General features: G+C 70.7%; 17 protein-coding genes. 12 read left to right on the plus strand and 5 right to left on the minus strand.

From position 1 onward, the window contains the following. The first annotated feature begins 17 nt into the window (after positions 1 to 17). From ABH935_RS16610 to ABH935_RS16625, 4 genes are all read left to right on the plus strand, one after another. On the plus strand, positions 18 to 1271 hold the full coding sequence (locus tag ABH935_RS16610; RefSeq protein WP_370378771.1) for an RNA polymerase sigma factor: 1254 nt from the start codon (positions 18 to 20) through the stop codon (positions 1269 to 1271). A gap of 108 nt (positions 1272 to 1379) precedes the next feature. Then, positions 1380 to 2276: an RNA polymerase sigma-70 factor gene (locus tag ABH935_RS16615; protein ID WP_370378772.1), complete on the plus strand. Its 897-nt coding sequence runs from the start codon at positions 1380 to 1382 to the stop codon at positions 2274 to 2276. Between the two features lie 58 nt (positions 2277 to 2334). Then, positions 2335 to 3342: an LLM class flavin-dependent oxidoreductase gene (locus tag ABH935_RS16620; protein ID WP_370378773.1), complete on the plus strand. Its 1008-nt coding sequence runs from the start codon at positions 2335 to 2337 to the stop codon at positions 3340 to 3342. Continuing rightward, a complete protein-coding gene (locus tag ABH935_RS16625) occupies positions 3282 to 3821 on the plus strand; it encodes a DUF6882 domain-containing protein (protein WP_228562197.1) in 540 nt (179 codons plus the stop codon). The genes ABH935_RS16620 and ABH935_RS16625 overlap by 61 nt, the downstream gene beginning before the upstream one ends. 305 nt (positions 3822 to 4126) lie before the next feature. Here the strand turns inward: ABH935_RS16625 and tuf are convergent, their stop codons facing one another. The 3 genes from tuf to ABH935_RS16640 form a co-directional block, all read right to left on the minus strand. Next, on the minus strand, positions 4127 to 5323 hold the full coding sequence (tuf, locus tag ABH935_RS16630; RefSeq protein WP_370378774.1) for an elongation factor Tu: 1197 nt from the start codon (positions 5321 to 5323) through the stop codon (positions 4127 to 4129). A gap of 160 nt (positions 5324 to 5483) precedes the next feature. After that, positions 5484 to 5612, minus strand: a complete 129-nt coding sequence (locus ABH935_RS16635) for a hypothetical protein (protein WP_370378775.1) — start codon at positions 5610 to 5612, stop codon at positions 5484 to 5486. Between the two features lie 43 nt (positions 5613 to 5655). Then, positions 5656 to 6627, minus strand: coding sequence for a helix-turn-helix transcriptional regulator (locus tag ABH935_RS16640; RefSeq protein WP_370378776.1), 972 nt, complete (start codon positions 6625 to 6627; stop codon positions 5656 to 5658). A gap of 86 nt (positions 6628 to 6713) precedes the next feature. Between ABH935_RS16640 and ABH935_RS16645 the strand changes: the two genes are divergently transcribed. Then, complete coding sequence (locus ABH935_RS16645; RefSeq protein ID WP_370378777.1) at positions 6714 to 7247, plus strand: VOC family protein; 534 nt, start codon at positions 6714 to 6716, stop codon at positions 7245 to 7247. Positions 7248 to 7262: 15 nt separating this feature from the next. On the opposite strand, the gene ABH935_RS16650 is transcribed toward ABH935_RS16645, so the two are convergent. Continuing rightward, positions 7263 to 7679 carry a winged helix-turn-helix transcriptional regulator gene (locus ABH935_RS16650; protein ID WP_370378778.1) on the minus strand — a complete coding sequence of 139 codons (417 nt, stop codon included), beginning with the start codon at positions 7677 to 7679 and terminating at the stop codon, positions 7263 to 7265. A 133-nt stretch (positions 7680 to 7812) separates the two neighbouring features. Between ABH935_RS16650 and ABH935_RS16655 the strand changes: the two genes are divergently transcribed. From ABH935_RS16655 to ABH935_RS16675, 5 genes are all read left to right on the plus strand, one after another. Then, positions 7813 to 8682, plus strand: a complete 870-nt coding sequence (locus ABH935_RS16655) for an aldo/keto reductase family oxidoreductase (protein ID WP_370378779.1) — start codon at positions 7813 to 7815, stop codon at positions 8680 to 8682. Between the two features lie 232 nt (positions 8683 to 8914). Beyond that, positions 8915 to 9670, plus strand: a complete 756-nt coding sequence (gene nth / locus ABH935_RS16660; protein ID WP_370378780.1) for an endonuclease III — start codon at positions 8915 to 8917, stop codon at positions 9668 to 9670. A gap of 14 nt (positions 9671 to 9684) precedes the next feature. Then, the gene (locus tag ABH935_RS16665; RefSeq protein ID WP_370378781.1) at positions 9685 to 10386 is read left to right on the plus strand and encodes a CoA pyrophosphatase; all 702 of its coding nucleotides are present in this window, start codon (positions 9685 to 9687) and stop codon (positions 10384 to 10386) included. Then, complete coding sequence (locus tag ABH935_RS16670) at positions 10387 to 11568, plus strand: MarP family serine protease (protein ID WP_370378782.1); 1182 nt, start codon at positions 10387 to 10389, stop codon at positions 11566 to 11568. Between the two features lie 187 nt (positions 11569 to 11755). After that, positions 11756 to 12472, plus strand: a complete 717-nt coding sequence (locus ABH935_RS16675; RefSeq protein WP_370378783.1) for a metal-dependent hydrolase — start codon at positions 11756 to 11758, stop codon at positions 12470 to 12472. A 2-nt stretch (positions 12473 to 12474) separates the two neighbouring features. On the opposite strand, the gene ABH935_RS16680 is transcribed toward ABH935_RS16675, so the two are convergent. Then, positions 12475 to 13374 (minus strand): alpha/beta fold hydrolase, encoded by a 900-nt coding sequence (locus ABH935_RS16680; protein ID WP_370378784.1) that lies wholly within the window; start codon positions 13372 to 13374, stop codon positions 12475 to 12477. A 125-nt stretch (positions 13375 to 13499) separates the two neighbouring features. Between ABH935_RS16680 and ABH935_RS16685 the strand changes: the two genes are divergently transcribed. Both ABH935_RS16685 and ABH935_RS16690 read left to right on the plus strand, forming a co-directional pair. Then, the gene (locus ABH935_RS16685; protein WP_370378785.1) at positions 13500 to 14750 is read left to right on the plus strand and encodes a GNAT family N-acetyltransferase; all 1251 of its coding nucleotides are present in this window, start codon (positions 13500 to 13502) and stop codon (positions 14748 to 14750) included. Positions 14751 to 14774: 24 nt separating this feature from the next. Continuing rightward, positions 14775 to 15605 (plus strand): enoyl-CoA hydratase/isomerase family protein, encoded by an 831-nt coding sequence (locus ABH935_RS16690; RefSeq protein ID WP_370378786.1) that lies wholly within the window; start codon positions 14775 to 14777, stop codon positions 15603 to 15605. Positions 15606 to 15857: the final 252 nt, after the last annotated feature.

Below are 15857 nucleotides of genomic sequence, written 5' to 3' on the forward strand. Positions count from 1 at the left end.
CTGAGAGGAGACACACGGTGAGCAACCCCGGCGACGCCGTCGCGGCCGCTCACCGTGCCCACTGGGCCGGCGTCCTGGCCGCGACCGTCCGCATCACCCGCGACCTCGACACCGCCGAGGAATGCGTCCAGGACGCCTACGCCCAAGCCCTGCGCACCTGGCCGTCGGCCGGCGTCCCGGACCACCCGGCCGCGTGGCTGCGCACAGTGGCCGGGAACCGGGCCCGCGATCTGCTGCGGCGCGAATCGGTGTGGCGGCGCGCGATGCCGCTGCTGGTCGAGGAAGCCACCGCCACCGCCCCGGACCCGCAGGACGCCGACGAGCCGCCGGTCGTCGCCGACGACACCCTGCGGCTGATCTTCACTTGCTGCCACCCGGCGCTCTCCCGGGAAGCCCGCGTCGCCCTCACGCTGCGCCTGGTGTGCGGCCTGTCTACGGCCGAGGTCGCGCGGGCCTTCCTGGTCCAGGAGAGCACCATGGCCGCGCGCATCACACGGGCCAAGAAGAAGATCGCCGCGGCGCGCATCCCTTATCGCGTGCCGACCGCTGAAGATCTGCCCGAGCGGGTCTCAGCAGTCTGCGACGTCGTCCACCTCGTCTTCACGACCGGCAGCAACGCTCCGGTCGGGGAGACGCTGGTCCGGGAGGATCTCGTCGGCTCCGCGGTCGGCTTGGCGCGGACGCTCCATCGGCTGCTGCCGGTCGCCGAGCCCGCCGGTCTGCTGGCCTTGCTGCTGCTGATCGACGCGCGCCGCGCGACGCGCACCGACGACGACGGTCGTCCCGTCCTGCTGGAAGATCAGGATCGGTCCTGGTGGGACCGCGAGATGATCACCGAGGGGATCGACCTGCTGACGGAGTCCCTTCGCGCCGGTCCGCCGACCCCGTACGCGGTCCAGGCCGCGATCGCCGCCGTTCATGCCGAAGCCTCCGCGTTCGAGGCGACCGACTGGTCGGAGATCGTCTCCCTCTACGACGTCCTGCTCCGCCTGTGGCCCTCGCCGGTCGTCGAGCTCAACCAGGCTGTGGCCGTCGGAATGCGCGACGGCCCGAAGGCCGGTCTCGCCGCCCTCGACCGGTTGGCCGCCGAGCCCGCACTGGCGACCTACCGCTATCTCAGCGCCGCTCGCGCCGACTTCCTCAGAAGACTGGGACAGTGGCCGGAAGCCGTTACCGCGTATGAGGAAGCTCTAGTGCTCACCGACAACGAAGCCGAGCGCGCGTTCCTCACCGGACGTCTGGCCGAGGTCCGGCGGGGTCAGGAGGCCTGAAGCGTTGCCGGGGCGACGTGACGCACGTCACTTTGAAGGCGCGTCACAACATCGCGGTTCGTGGAGTCCCGTGTGAAAGTACTCGCGAGCGAACAGGTAGGTGCCGTCATGAGTGAGGAACCGTCGAGGCAGTCCGCGACCGAGACCTTCGTCGCCCATCGCAACCTGCTGTTCACGGTCGCCTACGAGATGCTCGGCTCCGCCGCCGACGCCGAGGACGTACTGCAGGAGACCTGGCTGCGCTGGACGACCGTCGACCTGGACACGGTGCGGGACCGGCGGGCGTACCTGGTGCGGATCACCACCCGGCAGGCGCTGACCCAGCTGCGCAGGCTCGGGCGGCGCAAGGAGTCCTACGTCGGGCCGTGGCTGCCCGAGCCGCTGCTGACCGCGCCGGACGTGGCCGAGGACGTGGAGCTGGCCGACAGCGTCTCGATGGCGATGCTGCTGGTGCTGGAGACGTTGACGCCGGCCGAGCGCGCGGTGTTCGTGCTGCGCGACGTGTTCAGCCTGGAGTACGACGAGATCGCCGAGGCCGTCGGCAAGACCCCGGCCGCAGTCCGGCAGATCGCGCACCGGGCCCGCAACCACGTCGCGGCGCGGCGGCCGCGCGGCGTCACGTCCAAGGCCGAGGTCCTGGGCGCCACCGAGGCGTTCCAGAAGGCGGTCTCGACCGGCGACCTGCAGAGCCTGTTCGACCTGCTCGCCCCGGACGTCGTCTTCATCGGCGACGGTGGCGGCGTCGTGCAGGCCACGCTGGTTCCGCTGCGCGGCGCGGACGTCGTCTCCCAGTTCCTGGCGGAGGGCCTGTCCCATCTGGCTGGCTTCGTGACCATGGAGAACGCCTACGTCAACGGCGGTCTGGCTGTGATCATCCGGGTCGACGGCGCGGTCGACACGATCGTGGCGATGCACACCGAGAACGGCCTGATCACCGGGATCTACGTGGTCCGCAATCCGGAGAAGTTGTCGCGGGTCGAGGAGGAGACCGCGATCGCGCGGTGACCTGCGTCATTCCCTGCGGGGAATTGAGCCGCCGCAGCCGCCCGGAGACCATCGGGTCATGGACATCGGTGTGTTGCTTCCGACCGGCGAGGCGCAGTGGGAGTCCGGGGACGATCCGCGGGCCGTCGTCGCGCTGGCGGTGCGGGCCGAACAGCTCGGGTTCTCCTCGCTCTTCGTCAACGATTCGCTGATCAGCCCGCGTATCGAGGCGCTGACCATGCTCGCGGCACTCGCTCCGGCGACCGAGCGCGTCACGCTCGGGACCGGCGCCTTGCTGCCGTTCCTGAGGCGGCCGGTGCAGGCCGCGCAGGCGCTGGCCTCGATCGACCTGCTGTCCGGCGGCCGACTCGCGGTCGCGGTCGGTGCCGGGTTCCCCGGGCGGTTCGGGCAGCCCATGTATGCGTTGTCCGAGCTGCCGTGGGAGCGCCGATTCCGGCGCCTGGACGAGACGGTGGCGCTGTGGCGCGCGCTCTGGGCCGGGGACACAAAGTTCCACGGCGAGCTCATCCGCTTCGACGACCTGCCGCCGGCGACGAAGCCCTTCCGCGCCGGAGGCCCGCCGATCTGGCTGGGCGGCGCGACGCCTGCGGCCTTGGCGCGCGCCGCCAAGCTCTACGACGGCTGGCTGCCCTACCCGCCGGATCCCGCCGACTATCGCAGCGGTCTGGCGACGATCCGCGAGACCGCGGTCAGGGAGGGCCGCTCGGCCGAGGCCGTCACCCCGGCGCTGTTCGTGACGGTGCGCGTCGACACCGACGAGGCGGCCGGGCGCGCGCAGCTCGACCGCTACTCCCGGGCCAACTACGGCATGCCGCTGGCCGATCTGGAAGGCATCCAGGCCGTCGTCACCGGTACCGCCGATCAGGTGACGGCCGGACTCGGCGCCTACGTCGCCGCCGGAGCACGCCACCTGGTGCTCCGCCTGGGCGCGATCGGCCTGTCCGCCCAGCGGGAACAGCTCGACGCCGTCGCGGCCCTGGTCGGTCGCCTGGCAGACTGCGCCGCATGGGACCTTTCCACGGCGGCACCGATCCCGGGCCGGGACAGCCCGAGACCTCGGATCTGAACGCACTGCTGCTCCAGGGCGAGGACATGATCGAGCAGCTCGGCGCCGCGCACGCCAAGGCCTGGGGCCTGGGCACCGCCGACCGCTGGGACCTGGACCAGCGGACCGGGCTGATCACCTGGACGTTCCCGGACAAGACCGCGACCGCTCCCGCGCAGATCCTCGGCAGCTTCAACGCCGAGGCCGAGTCCTGGCTGTGGGCGTGGGCGAACGACAGCATCCTGCCGGAGATGAGCCGCGACGCCTGGGCCGTCCACGAGTGGGGCCAGGCGCACGGCCACCGCGCCCTGACCGAGCCCAAGGTGCACGGCGACGCCAGCACCGCCGGTGCCCTGGTCGCCGTCGCGGTGCGGATCACCCGCGCGACCGGGTACTACAAGGGCGGAAACGGCGGCGCGATCCCGATCATCACCTTCGGCCCGGTGACGCTGATCTCGAAGGACGGCGGGACCCGGACCGTCACGGTCGAGATCGGCTGACGGCCCGCGCCATCCACTCCGCGACGACCTGCTCGCCTCACGCGGATCCGCTCTTCCGGAGCCGCCTTCTTGATCAGGGTGCTGGCACGCTGCGCCTGCTCGCTGGTCGGCGGCAATCCGATCAGGAGCGTTGATCGCGACCGGAGGGATCACCTCCGACGACAAGCTGACCGGGCGCGGGGCGAGCGATTTCGGCTTCGTCATGCGGTGGTGGCGGGTGCGGAAACGCTGATCGCGGCCCGATCGAACTCATCGATCGGGCCGCGAATCGCGGTCCCCCAGCTGAGCTGAGCTGGTCTGATCCGCTACTCCACCAGCTCCAGCACGGTCCCGGCGCCGACGGTCCGGCCGCCCTCGCGGATGGCGAACCCGAGGCCGGGCTCCATCGCGACGCCGTGCCCGAGCTCGACGGTCATCGTGACCCGGTCGCCGGGCAGCGCGAGGCCGTCGGGGCCCAGGTCCACCGCCCCGACCACGTCGGTGGTGCGGAAGTGGAACTGCGGCCGGTAGCCCGCGCCGAACCCGGTGTGCCGGCCGCCCTCGGCGGCGGAGAGCACGTACACCTCGGCGCGGAACCGGCGGTGCGGCCGGATGCTGTGCGGGGCGGCCAGGACCTGCCCGCGCCGGATCTGCTCCCGGCGCACCCCGCGCAGCAGCAGCGCCGCGTTGTCCCCGGCCTGCGCGGCCTCCATGGTGCGGCCGAAGGTCTCGATGCCGGTGACGACCGCGGTGAACGCCTCGCCGTGCCCGGTCACCTCGATCTGCGAGCCCAGCGCCAGCGTGCCGCGCTCGACCGCGCCGGTGACGACCGTCCCGCGGCCGGTGATGGTCAGCACGTTCTCCACCGGCATCAGGAACGGCGACTCCAGGTCCCGGACCGGGTCCGGGACGGTGGTGTCCACCGCGTCCAGCAGGTCCAGGACCCGCTGGGTCCACACCGGGTCGCCCTCCAGCGCGCGCAGCCCGGACACCCGGACCACGGCCACGTCGTCGCCCGGGAAGCCCTGCGCGGTCAGCAGGTCCCTGATCTCCAGCTCCACCAGGTCCAGCAGCTCCTCGTCCTCGACGAGGTCGGCCTTGTTGAGCGCGACGACCACGTGCGGGACGCCGACCTGCCGCGCCAGCAGGATGTGCTCCCGCGTCTGCGGCATCGCGCCGTCCTGCGCCGAGACGACCAGGATCGCCCCGTCCACCTGCGCGGCGCCGGTGATCATGTTCTTCACGTAGTCGGCGTGGCCGGGCATGTCGACGTGCGCGTAGTGGCGCCGCTTGGTCTCGTACTCGACGTGCGCGATGTTGATGGTGATCCCGCGGCTGATCTCCTCCGGGGCCCGGTCGATCCGGTCGAAGGCGACGTAGTGGTTGGCGCTGCCGGAGCCGGCGGACCGCTCGGCCAGGACCTTGGTGATGGCCGCGGTCAGAGTGGTCTTGCCGTGGTCGACGTGGCCCATCGTGCCGATGTTCAGGTGCGGCTTGGTGCGCGCGAACTGCTGCTTGGACATGGTGAATCCCTGAAGCTGGTGCGGGCAGGCGGCAGCGCCGCGGTCCCGCTGGAGAATCGGCTGATCGACGGCCCGCATGCGCGCCAGCCGAGGCGCGCGGGGCCGGAGAACCGGAAGGGGAGCCACCCTCCCCGCTCGGTTCCCGCCGGGGCGGGGAGGGTCAGCTTCGGACGCCGGTGAGTGCGGCGACGGTTGCGGATGCCGCAACGACTGCGAACGCCGCGACGACGGCAGCCGGAACCGGCAGGGCGATGCCTGCTGCGGTCGGCGCGAACGTCGTCGGGAACATGCGTTCATGATGACCGCGGCCCGGTGGTTTGTATAAGGGTTTTCTATCGGTGCGAGCGGGTGATCCGGGCGGCCAAGGCGTCGAGGTGGGCGATGAGCTCCGGCGGGCCGTGGACGTGGAAGTCGGTGTCCAGGGACAGCAGTCGGGTCGCCAGCCATTCGACGGTGTCCGGGTGGGAGTGCCAGCGGCAGGAGTTCCCAGCACTGGCTGCAATTTCATCGAGGGTGCCGTCACCGAGGTGGTCTCCGAGCCGGGCGGCGATGACGGTGCGCGGAGCGTGCAGCGTGACGTCGGCGCTGAAGGTCGGCGCCATGTCCATGATGCGTGTCCGCAAGAACTCCTCGACTCCTCCGGCGGGAGACCTGCGCTGCTTGAACCGGGCGCCGGTGGCCTGCAACCCGGTCATCCGGTCCACCCGGAAGGTGCGCCAGTCGTCGCGGAGCAGATCGAACGCCAGCAGGTACCACTTCCGGCTGGCGGCGACGAGGCGGACCGGTTCCACGTGCCGCGCCGCCATACTCCCGTCCTGAGTCCGGTAGCGGAAGCGCAGGCGTTCCTGATTCGCGCACGCCGAGGTGATCGCGACCAGGGCGTCCGCAGGGACCGGCGCGGCCGGCGCCAGGACGAACGGCAGCGTCGTGGCCACCAACGTCGACACCCGCCGCCTCAGCCTCGCGGGCAGCACCTGCGCGAGCTTGGCCGTGGCGCGGACCGCCGGCTCGTCCAGCCCGCTGACGGCCTGCCCGGCGATCGTCGCCAGACCCACGGCGATCGCCACCGCTTCCTCGTCGTCGAGCAGCAACGGCGGCATCGCGGAGCCGGCGACCAACCGGTAGCCGCCCTGGCCGCCCTCCACCGCCTCCACGGGATAGCCGATGTCCCGCAGCCGTTCGATGTCGCGGCGCACGGTCCGGCCGCTCACCTGCAGGCGGCGGGCCAGTTCGCTGCCCGGCCAGAGCCGGGGCGTCTGGAGCAACGACAGCAGAGACAACAGGCGTGCGGTGGTGTCGGGCACGTCTCGAACTCTACGTCGCGACTAGGACGAGATCTGACCTATACGGCTCCTACCGTGAAGGGACGACCTCGTGAAGGGGAAACGCCATGACCACCACTCCCACCGGCTACACCACCGTCGCGCCGTGGATCGTCACCACGGACACCGGAGCGCTGCTCGACTTCGTGACCGCCGCCTTCGACGGCGTCGAACTCGGCCGGGTCCCGCTGGAGGACGGCAGCATCGGACACGCCGAGATCCGGGTCGGCGACACCGTCGTGCTGGCCTTCGACCAGCGTGCGGACTGGCCGGCCATGCCGTCGCTGCTGCGGGTCTTCGTGCCGGACGCCGACGTCGCGTTCGCCGCCGCGCTGAAGGCGGGTGCACGTGAAGTGACCGCGTTGAGCAGCAACGCTTTCGGCCAGCGCGGCGGCCGGATCCGTGATCCGTTCGGCAACATCTGGTGGGTCACCGCGATCGTCGAAACCGTTGCCGCGGAGGAGGGCATGCGCCGCCTGGACGAGCCGGAGTACCAGGAGCAGATGCGCTATGCCCAGGAGTCGCTCGACGCGGAACTCAGCGGCCGTTCGGTAGGACAGGCGAGCCCTGTCGCCGGACTCCGCCTCAATCAGGCGCAGTGATCGGTTTCAGGGTTCTTATTCCGCCGCGTTGTCGTCGTAGGCCGCGCGGTTGGTGAGGACGTCGTCCATGTGAGTCTCGGCCCAGCTCTTGATGCCTCGCACCATCTGCTGGAGCGACCGGCCGAGATCGGTCAGTTCGTAGGTGACCGTGACCGGCACGGTCGGCGTCGCCTGCCGCGTGATGAGGCCGTCGCGCTCCAACGAGCGCAGCGTCTGAGTCAGCATCTTCTGGCTGACGCCGGCCAGCAGGCGCGACAGCTCCGAGTAGCGCATCGGCCGGGGCTCGTCATCGTCGCCGAGGGCGCACAGGATCAGGGCGACCCACTTGTCGGAGATCCGGTCGAGCAGCTTGCGGCTGGGACAAGCCGCCAGGAAGGCGTCGTACTCCGTCTTGGCCTGGGCCCGCTGTTGGGCCGCCGTCATCGTGGCCATCCCGCCGCTCCTCGCACTCGTGGGTCCCTTACGCACTTCGAAGTGCGTACTTCCTGTCGGGAAGTTGCCTCTCCATACTGAAGCAACAGCCCCGTTGGGCACCACTCCCCGGCACTCTACGAAAGACACACGCATGAGCACGCTCTCCTCGCTTCCCGGCGGTACCTGGACCCTCGGGGACCTCACCGTCACCCGCTTCGGCTACGGCGCCATGCAGTTGGCCGGGCCCGGCGTCATGGGACCGCCCGCCGACCACGACGGTGCGCTCGCGGTCCTGCGCGCGGCCGTCGATCTCGGCATCACCCACATCGACACGGCCGACGCCTACGGTCCGCAGGTGACGAACCGGCTGATCCGCGAAGCGCTGCACCCCTATCCGGAGCCGCTGCACATCGTGACGAAGGTCGGCGCGACCCGCGACGCGCAGGGAGGCTGGCCGCCGGCCCGAGAGCCCGAGGCGCTGCGCCGCGCCGTGCACGAGAACCTGGAAACCCTCGGCCTGGAGGCGCTCGACGTGGTGAACCTCAGGCTCGGCAACGCCCAAGGGCCCCAGCCCGGCTCGCTCGCCGAGGCCTTCGCAGCACTCGTCGACCTTCAGCAGCAGGGCCTGATCCGACACCTCGGCGTGAGCAACGCGACGGCCGAACAGGTCGCCGAGGCGCAGGCGATCGCGCCGATCGTGTGCGTGCAGAACATGTACAACCTCGCCTACCGACACGACGACGAGCTGATCGACACGCTCGCCGCGGCGGGCATCGCCTACGTGCCCTTCTTCCCGCTCGGCGGGTTCAGCCCGCTGCAATCCTCGGCGCTCTCGGACGTCGCCGATCGACTCGGCTCGACACCGATGTCGGTGGCCCTGGCCTGGCTGGTGCGGCGTTCGCCGAACATCCTGCTGATCCCCGGCACCTCCTCGGTGGCGCACCTGCGCGAGAACGTCACGGGCGCGGGGCTCAGCCTCACTGATGAGGATCTCGCCGAGCTGGACAAGATCGGCCGCTAGCTTCAGTCGTCGGCCTCAGTGGCCAACCGGCATGCAGCTCGCCGAGGCCCGGGGGATCGTGCCGATGATGACCGCCCAGAATTCATACGACCAGGTCGCCTGGATTACCGATGAAAGGAGTGACCCGCGGCCCCGTCCGGCCCCTTCCGGGCCCCTTCCGGCCAAGGAACCGCCGAGTGACGACTGCGGGTTCACACCCGTCTCTTAGGTCCACCGGCTTACAGTGGAGTCCATGACCCGAGCCGCGGCTGACGTCTCCGACGTGACGAAGGTGAAGCCGGAGACCCACACGGCGCTGGTCAGGCGTGCTCGGAAGATCTACCGCGAGCTCAGCGACGTGTACCCGTACGCCAAGTGCGAGCTCGACTTCGAGAACCCCTACCAGCTCCTGACCGCCGTCATCTTGTCGGCCCAGTCGACCGACGTCGGTGTGAACAAGGTCACCCCCGCGCTCTTCAAGCGCTATCCGACCCCCGCCGATCTGGCCGCAGCCGATCCCGAGGAGCTCGAAGCGCTGATCAAGCCCACCGGCTTCTTCCACAACAAGGCCAAGTCGCTGCTCGGCATGTCCAGGTCCGTCGTGTCGGACTACGGCGGCGCGGTGCCGGGGAAGCTCAACGAGTTGGTGAAGCTTCCGGGTGTCGGCCGCAAGACGGCGAACGTCGTCCTCGGCGACGCGTTCGGCGTCCCGGGCATCACCGTCGACACCCACTTCGGGCGCCTGGTGCGCCGCTTCGGGTGGACCGGTCTCGAAGACCCGGTGAAGGTTGAGCACGCCATCGGCGAGTTGTTCCCGCGCAAGGACTGGACGCTGCTCTCGCACCGGGTTATCTACCACGGCCGGCGGGTCTGCCATGCGAAGAAGCCCGCGTGCGGGGCGTGCCCGATCGCGAAGCTGTGCCCCAGCAGGGGGATCGGGGAGCAGGATCCGGTGAAGGCGGCGGCTTTGCTCAAGTACAAGCCGGGGGAAGGCGGTCTGCCGCTGTGAGCGTTGCTCCCGACATGGGAACTCAGATAGCCGATTCGTTGCCCGACTGGTTGCTTCCGCTCGCGCAGGCCGCCGAGAGCGGGGAGGGGCTGGGGCCCCGGTTCAAGCGGCCCGCGGATCTGGACGGGGAGCCGCGGCGCTCCGCCGTGCTGATCCTGTTCGGTGAGGATCCGGAGGACGGGCCGGACGTGCTGTTCGTCGAGCGCTCCAAGACGCTGCGGAACCATCCCGGGCAGCCGGCTTTCCCCGGCGGGCAGGTCGATCCCGGCGAGGGACCGGTGGCCACCGCGCTGCGGGAGGCCAACGAGGAAACCGATCTGGACCCGGACGGCGTCCAAGTCTTCGGAATCCTTCCCGATCAGTACGTCTTCCCCTCGGACTTCCTGGTGACGCCGGTGCTGGGCTGGTGGCGTGTCCCGAGTCCGGTGCGGGTACGGGATCCGCGTGAGGTCGCCTCGGTCTGCCGGATCGCGGTGCGCGATCTGGTCGATCCGGCCAACCGGCTGCGCGTCGGCAATCCTTCGGGGACGTCGAGCCCGGCCTTCGAGGCGGGTTCGCTGTTGATCTGGGGGTTCACCGCCGCGCTCCTGGACGGGGTGCTGAAGGCGGGCGGATGGGAGAAGCCGTGGGACACCGAGCGGGTCGAGCCGCTGCCGCAGGAGGTGCTGGCGCTGGCGGTCCGCAGCCGCGGGGCGCCGGGGGGAGAAGATAAGTAGATGGACATCCTCGACATCCTGCTGCTGCTCGTCGTGGCGGCGTTCGCAGTCTCCGGGTACCGGCAGGGTTTCGTCGTGGGAGTGGTCTCCTTCGCCGGGTTCCTCGGCGGGCTGGCGCTCGGATTCGTGATCGTCCCGGCGTTCCTGGACCGTTCCTCCAGCAGCCTGCTGGCCTCGGTGATCGCGCTGTGCGCGGTGCTGGCGCTGGCGGTCGTCGGGCAGGTGCTCGGCTCGATGCTGGGCGCCCGGCTGCGCGAGGCCATCACCTGGCAGCCGGCGCAGATGGTGGACGCGGTCAGCGGCGCGGTGGTGTCGGTGATCGCGGTGCTGATGGTGGCCTGGTTCCTGGGCCTGGCGCTGTTCACGTCCTCGGTGCCGACCATCAGCGACCAGGTGCGCTCCTCCAGCATCCTCAAGGGCATGACCCAGGTGCTGCCGCAGGGCTCGAACCAGTGGTTCAACGGCTTCTCCAACATCCTCAACCGCAACGGCTTCCCGCAGGTGTTCGCGCCCTTCCAGGCCGAGGATCCGGCGAACGTGCCGGCCCCGGACCCGGCGCTGCTGAACAGCCCGGTGATCGGCACTGACCGGGCCTCGATCGTGAAGATCCGCGGGCAGGCGCCGTCGTGCGGCAAGGACATCGAAGGCTCCGGCTTCGTCTACGCGCCGGGCAAGGTGATGACCAACGCGCACGTGGTCGGTGGCACGCGCTCGCTGGTGGTGCGCCAGTCCAACGGCCGGCAGTACCCGGCGACCGTGGTGCTCTTCGACCCCAGGCGCGACATCGCCGTGCTGGACGTCCCCAGCCTGAAGGCGTCGCCGCTGAACTTCGACCTGAACGGCAAGGCCAACGACTCCTCGCTGGTCGTCGGCTACCCCGAGGACGGCCCCTTCACCGTCGACGCCGCGCGCATCCGCGAGCAGATCACGGCCACCGGCGCCGACATCTACTCCAACGGCAACGTCCGGCGCCAGGTGTTCGCGCTCTACGCGCAGGTCCAGCAGGGCAACTCCGGCGGTCCGCTGCTGTCGACCGACGGCAAGGTGCTCGGCGTGGTCTTCGCCAAGTCGCTGGAGGACAAGAACACCGGCTACGCGCTGACCGCGCAGGAGGTCTCCTCCGACGCGGCCGCCGGCGCCGCCACCGACGTCCCGGTCAACACCCAGGCCTGCGCGATCTGAGGCCCTGACGGGGATCGGTCCTGATCGACGCCGATCCGGCGGTGATCCCACGGTGATCCCACGGTGATCCCATCACGCGCCGGCGGCGTGCCGGTGATCTCAGGCTTCTGCCGGGCCCGGCTCCGTCGTGCCTTCCTGATACGTTCATGCCAGAAACAGCACAGGACCATCAGGGGGCGGATCGGGCATGCTCGGGCACTCACACGCGACCAGCGGCGGACTGGCGTGGGCGGCGGCCGCCTCCGCGCTGCCGATGAGCGTCCTGGCCTACCCGGCCATGCACGGCTCCACAGCCCACATCCAGGCCAAGGACCTGCTGTTCGGGACCTTCATCACGGCCGGCGCGGCGCTGCTGCCGGACATCGACCACCCGAACGGCACCATCGCGCACTCGGTCGGGCCGATCACCCACAACCTGTGCAAGGGCGTGTCCAAGATCAGCGGTGGGCACCGCCACGCCACGCACTCGCTGGCCTTCGTCGCGGCCGTCACCTACGGCACGTGGGCCGGCGAGAAGTACCTCGGCCGCTACTTCACCCTCGGGCTGGTGTTCTTCATGCTGGTGCTGGCGGTGCGCGCGCTGAACCTGTGCCCGCCGGGGGAGAAGCTGGAAGCTTACGGGCCGTGCATCCTGCTGGCCGGCGGCGGCACGGTGCTGATGGACCGCTGGATAGCGAGCGCGCCGAGTTGGCTGCCGTTCGCGATCGGGCTCGGGGCACTGACCCACCTGGCCGGCGACTGCCTGACCGACCACGGCTGCCGGCTGTTCTGGCCGTTCACGCTGCGGACCGGGATACCGCTGATCCAACGGACCGGCAACAAGATGGAGACGTGGTTCCTGGCGCCGGCGATGGCAGTCGGGTGTGCGGTGCTGCTGTACATGAAGACTTCCGCGAAGGCTTAGCTTCAGCTTTTCAGCCAGTCGATCAGTTCGCTGGTGAAGCGCATCGGCGCCTCCTCGTGCGGGAAGTGGCCGATGCCCTCCATCAGCCGCCAGCGGTAGGCCGCCGTGACGTACCGGCCCGAGCCGCGCGCGACGTGCGGTAGCAGGGCACTGTCGAGCTCGCCCTGCAGATGGAGCACGGGCACCCGGACCTCGGTGCGCATCCGCTGCGCGTACCGCATCCCGTCGGGGCGGACCAGGGACCTGATGAGCCAGCGGTAGTACTCCAGCGAGGAGTGCGCGGCGCCGGGCACGAGCATCGCGTCGCGGTAGCGTTGCGCCACGTCCAGCTCCGGCCAGCCGGTCGCGCCCCACTCCGTCAGCAGCTGCTCGACCAGCATCGCCGCGTCGCGGGTCAGGGCCTTCTCCGGGGCCCACGGCCGCTGCGCGGCCCACATGAAGCGCGCCGCCGAGATCTGCTTGGGGTCGGTCAGCAGGGCCTGGCGCAGCCGGCGCGGATGGGCCGAACCGGTGACCGCCAGGCGGTTCACCGCGGCCGGCCGGAAGACCGCCGCGGTCCAGCCGAGGAAGGCACCCCAGCCGTGCCCGACCAGGGTCGCGTTGGACTGGCCGAGCGCGCGGATGACGCCGGTGACGTCCATGGTCAGGGTCAGCGGGTCGTAGCCGCGCGGGGTCTTGTCGCTGCTGCCGTAGCCGCGCAGGTCCATGGCCACCGCGCGGAAGCCGGCGTCGGCCACCGCGGGGAGCTGGTGGCGCCAGGACCACCAGAACTCCGGGAAGCCGTGCAGGAACAGCACCAGCGGGCCCTCGCCCATCTCGGCGACGTGGAAGCGGGCCCCGTTCGCGTTGATGTCGCGGTGTGTCCACGGACCGGCCAGGCGGATCGGATCGGAATCCTGCATGGGTTCAGCCTCCCACGCGGGGCGGGCCGAATGGGGCCGCGTTCACTGCCGGCGGTGCGGGTGTACAGCGTCTGGCGGGTGAATATTGGTTCGCTGTCGGGGCGAAGCGGTGTTAGCCATGGATTATGAGCTTCGAAGCCGCCTCCCATCCCGTCCGCCCGATCACGGACGACGAGGTCGAGGCTTTCACCGCGCAACTCGATCTCGGCTTCCACGAGAACCCCTCCCAGGAGGCGCACGACCTGTGGATGCGGCTGCTGCCGCGCGAGCGCTCGGTCGCCGCGTTCGACGGCGACGAGCTGGTCAGCACCGGCGGGTCCTTCCCCTTCGCCATGACGCTCCCCGGCGGCGCCACGGTGCCGACGGCCGGCGTCACGATGATCACCGTGAAGCCCACCCACCGCCGGCGCGGCATCCTGACCGCGATGATGCGGCACCAGCTGCACGGCTGGCACGAGCGCGGCGAGGAGCCGGTGGCGACCCTGCAGGCCTCCGAGCCGGCGATCTACGGCCGGTTCGGCTACGGGCTCGCCACCCAGCAGCTCAACCTCAAGGTCCCGCGCGGTGACAACGGCCTGTCGGCGGTGCCCGGCAGTGACAAGTTCCGGCTGCGGATGCTGGACCCGACCGAGGGATACGAGCGCTGCCAGGAGGTGTTCGAGGCGAACCGGCTGGGCCGGCCGGGGATGCTGCCGCGGGTCGGCGAGGGCTGGCGGGACTCGGCGCTGGCCGACGACGAGTTCGCCCGGGACGAGGCGGGGCCGCTGCGGTGCGTGCTGGCCGAGGACGCCGACGGCCGGCCCGTGGGCTTCGCGCGCTATCGGGTCAAGGAGGACTTCGACAACCCGGCGCACCCGGACTGCAAGGTGCGGGTGCAGGAGGTCTACGGCCGCGACCTCGCCTCCTACGTCGCGATGTGGCGCTTCCTGCTCGACCTGGACCTGACGAGCGAGGTCCACGCCGAGGTGCCGGTCGACGACCCGCTGATGTATCTGCTGACCGACACTCGGCGCTCGCTGCCCCGGCTGCGGGACGACATGTACCTGCGGCTCGTGGACGTGGACCGGGCGCTCGCGGCGCGTCGCTACGCGGCGCCGGTGGACGTGGTGCTCGACGTCGCCGACTCGTTCTGCCCGTGGAACGCCGGCCGCTGGCGGCTCAGGGGCGACGCCGACGGCGCGGTCTGCGAGCGCACGGCGGACCCGGCCGACCTGGTGCTGGGCGTGCGCGAACTCGGCAGCGCCTACCTCGGCGGCCTCTCGCTCGGCGCCCTCGCCCGCGCCGGACGCGTCGAGGAGCTGCGGCCCGGGACGCTGGCGGCGGCGTCGCGGGCGTTTGTGAGCGATGTCGCGCCGTGGCTGCCCTTCGGCTTCTGATCGCGATCTCATACTGTGGGCGGCATGACTGAGGTACAGGTGAAGGATTACAACGGCGTACTCCTGAAGCGGCACCCCGCGTCGGGCAACGGCGTGGTCGCGGAGATCGTGCTGAACCGCGCGTCGGCGATGAACGCCATCTCGACGGCGATGGCCGCGGCGATCCGCGACGTGGCGCCGGAGCTGGCCGAGGACCCGGCCGTCCGCGCGGTGGTGGTGTCGTCGGCACCGCCGGAGGCCGAGGGGAAGAACCACGCGTTCTGCGTCGGCGTGGACCTGAAGGAACGCAACCAGATGAGCGACGCGGAACTGGTCGCCACCCGCCCGGCCTTCCGCCGGACCTGGGGCGCCTTCGGCTCGCTGCCGATGGCGGTCATCGCCGCGGTCTCCGGCTACGCCCTGGGCGGCGGCTGCGAACTGGCCCTGGCCTGCGACCTCATCGTGGCCGACGACGGCGCGGTCTTCGGCCTCCCGGAGGTCTCGGTCGGCGTCATCCCCGGCGGCGGCGGCACCCAGACACTGGTCCGGCGCATCGGCACGAACCGCGCCGCGGACCTGATCTTCACCGCCCGCCGCATCGACGCCGACGAGGCCGACCGCTTCGGCATGGTGGACCGCCGGGTCGCGGGAGCCTCGACGGCGCGCGACGCGGCGCTGGAGCTGGCGCAGCAGATCGCGAGGAACTCGCCGATCGGCGTGCGCAATGCGAAGCACGCGCTGAAGGTCGGCGCCGACCTGCCGCTGGCGGCGGGGCTGGATGTGGAGGACGGGGCTTGGCGGGCTACGGCTTTTTCGGCGGACCGGGCTGAGGGTGTGCGGGCTTTTGTGGAGAAGCGGACGCCGGTTTGGCCGTGAGGTGGGGGTGGGGGTGGGTGGCGGTGGCTGGTGGTCTAGGTCTAGATCTAGGCCGGTCTAGATCGGTGCCGGTATGGGTGAGGTGGGTGGTGGGCTGTTCGGGGTGGGTGCCTAAGATCAAAAGCAGGCGCCTCCGGCGGGGGCGCTCCAGACTCTGAGCTTGTTCTTTAACCTACTGCCGCATTCTGCCTGGCAGTGAGGCTGAGTTCGCGTTTGACGGTTTTGCCGACGTCGTGGTGTTGCGCAGGTCTG

Source organism: Catenulispora sp. GAS73, from assembly GCF_041262085.1.
Lineage (GTDB): Bacteria > Actinomycetota > Actinomycetes > Streptomycetales > Catenulisporaceae > Catenulispora.

What these genes read in the sequence shown, in the direction of transcription:
- ABH935_RS16690 (WP_370378786.1), top strand. Translation starts at nt 14,775, where the DNA reads ATGACTGAGGTACAGGTGAAGGATTACAACGGCGTACTCCTGAAGCGG.
- ABH935_RS16620 (WP_370378773.1), top strand. Translation starts at nt 2,335, where the DNA reads ATGGACATCGGTGTGTTGCTTCCGACCGGCGAGGCGCAGTGGGAGTCC.
- ABH935_RS16685 (WP_370378785.1), top strand. Translation starts at nt 13,500, where the DNA reads ATGAGCTTCGAAGCCGCCTCCCATCCCGTCCGCCCGATCACGGACGAC.
- ABH935_RS16645 (WP_370378777.1), top strand. Translation starts at nt 6,714, where the DNA reads ATGACCACCACTCCCACCGGCTACACCACCGTCGCGCCGTGGATCGTC.
- tuf (WP_370378774.1), bottom strand. Translation starts at nt 5,323, where the DNA reads ATGTCCAAGCAGCAGTTCGCGCGCACCAAGCCGCACCTGAACATCGGC.
- ABH935_RS16650 (WP_370378778.1), bottom strand. Translation starts at nt 7,679, where the DNA reads ATGGCCACGATGACGGCGGCCCAACAGCGGGCCCAGGCCAAGACGGAG.
- nth (WP_370378780.1), top strand. Translation starts at nt 8,915, where the DNA reads ATGACCCGAGCCGCGGCTGACGTCTCCGACGTGACGAAGGTGAAGCCG.
- ABH935_RS16635 (WP_370378775.1), bottom strand. Translation starts at nt 5,612, where the DNA reads ATGTTCCCGACGACGTTCGCGCCGACCGCAGCAGGCATCGCCCTGCCG.
- ABH935_RS16675 (WP_370378783.1), top strand. Translation starts at nt 11,756, where the DNA reads ATGCTCGGGCACTCACACGCGACCAGCGGCGGACTGGCGTGGGCGGCG.
- ABH935_RS16665 (WP_370378781.1), top strand. Translation starts at nt 9,685, where the DNA reads ATGGGAACTCAGATAGCCGATTCGTTGCCCGACTGGTTGCTTCCGCTC.
- ABH935_RS16655 (WP_370378779.1), top strand. Translation starts at nt 7,813, where the DNA reads ATGAGCACGCTCTCCTCGCTTCCCGGCGGTACCTGGACCCTCGGGGAC.
- ABH935_RS16670 (WP_370378782.1), top strand. Translation starts at nt 10,387, where the DNA reads ATGGACATCCTCGACATCCTGCTGCTGCTCGTCGTGGCGGCGTTCGCA.
- ABH935_RS16625 (WP_228562197.1), top strand. Translation starts at nt 3,282, where the DNA reads ATGGGACCTTTCCACGGCGGCACCGATCCCGGGCCGGGACAGCCCGAG.
- ABH935_RS16680 (WP_370378784.1), bottom strand. Translation starts at nt 13,374, where the DNA reads ATGCAGGATTCCGATCCGATCCGCCTGGCCGGTCCGTGGACACACCGC.
- ABH935_RS16615 (WP_370378772.1), top strand. Translation starts at nt 1,380, where the DNA reads ATGAGTGAGGAACCGTCGAGGCAGTCCGCGACCGAGACCTTCGTCGCC.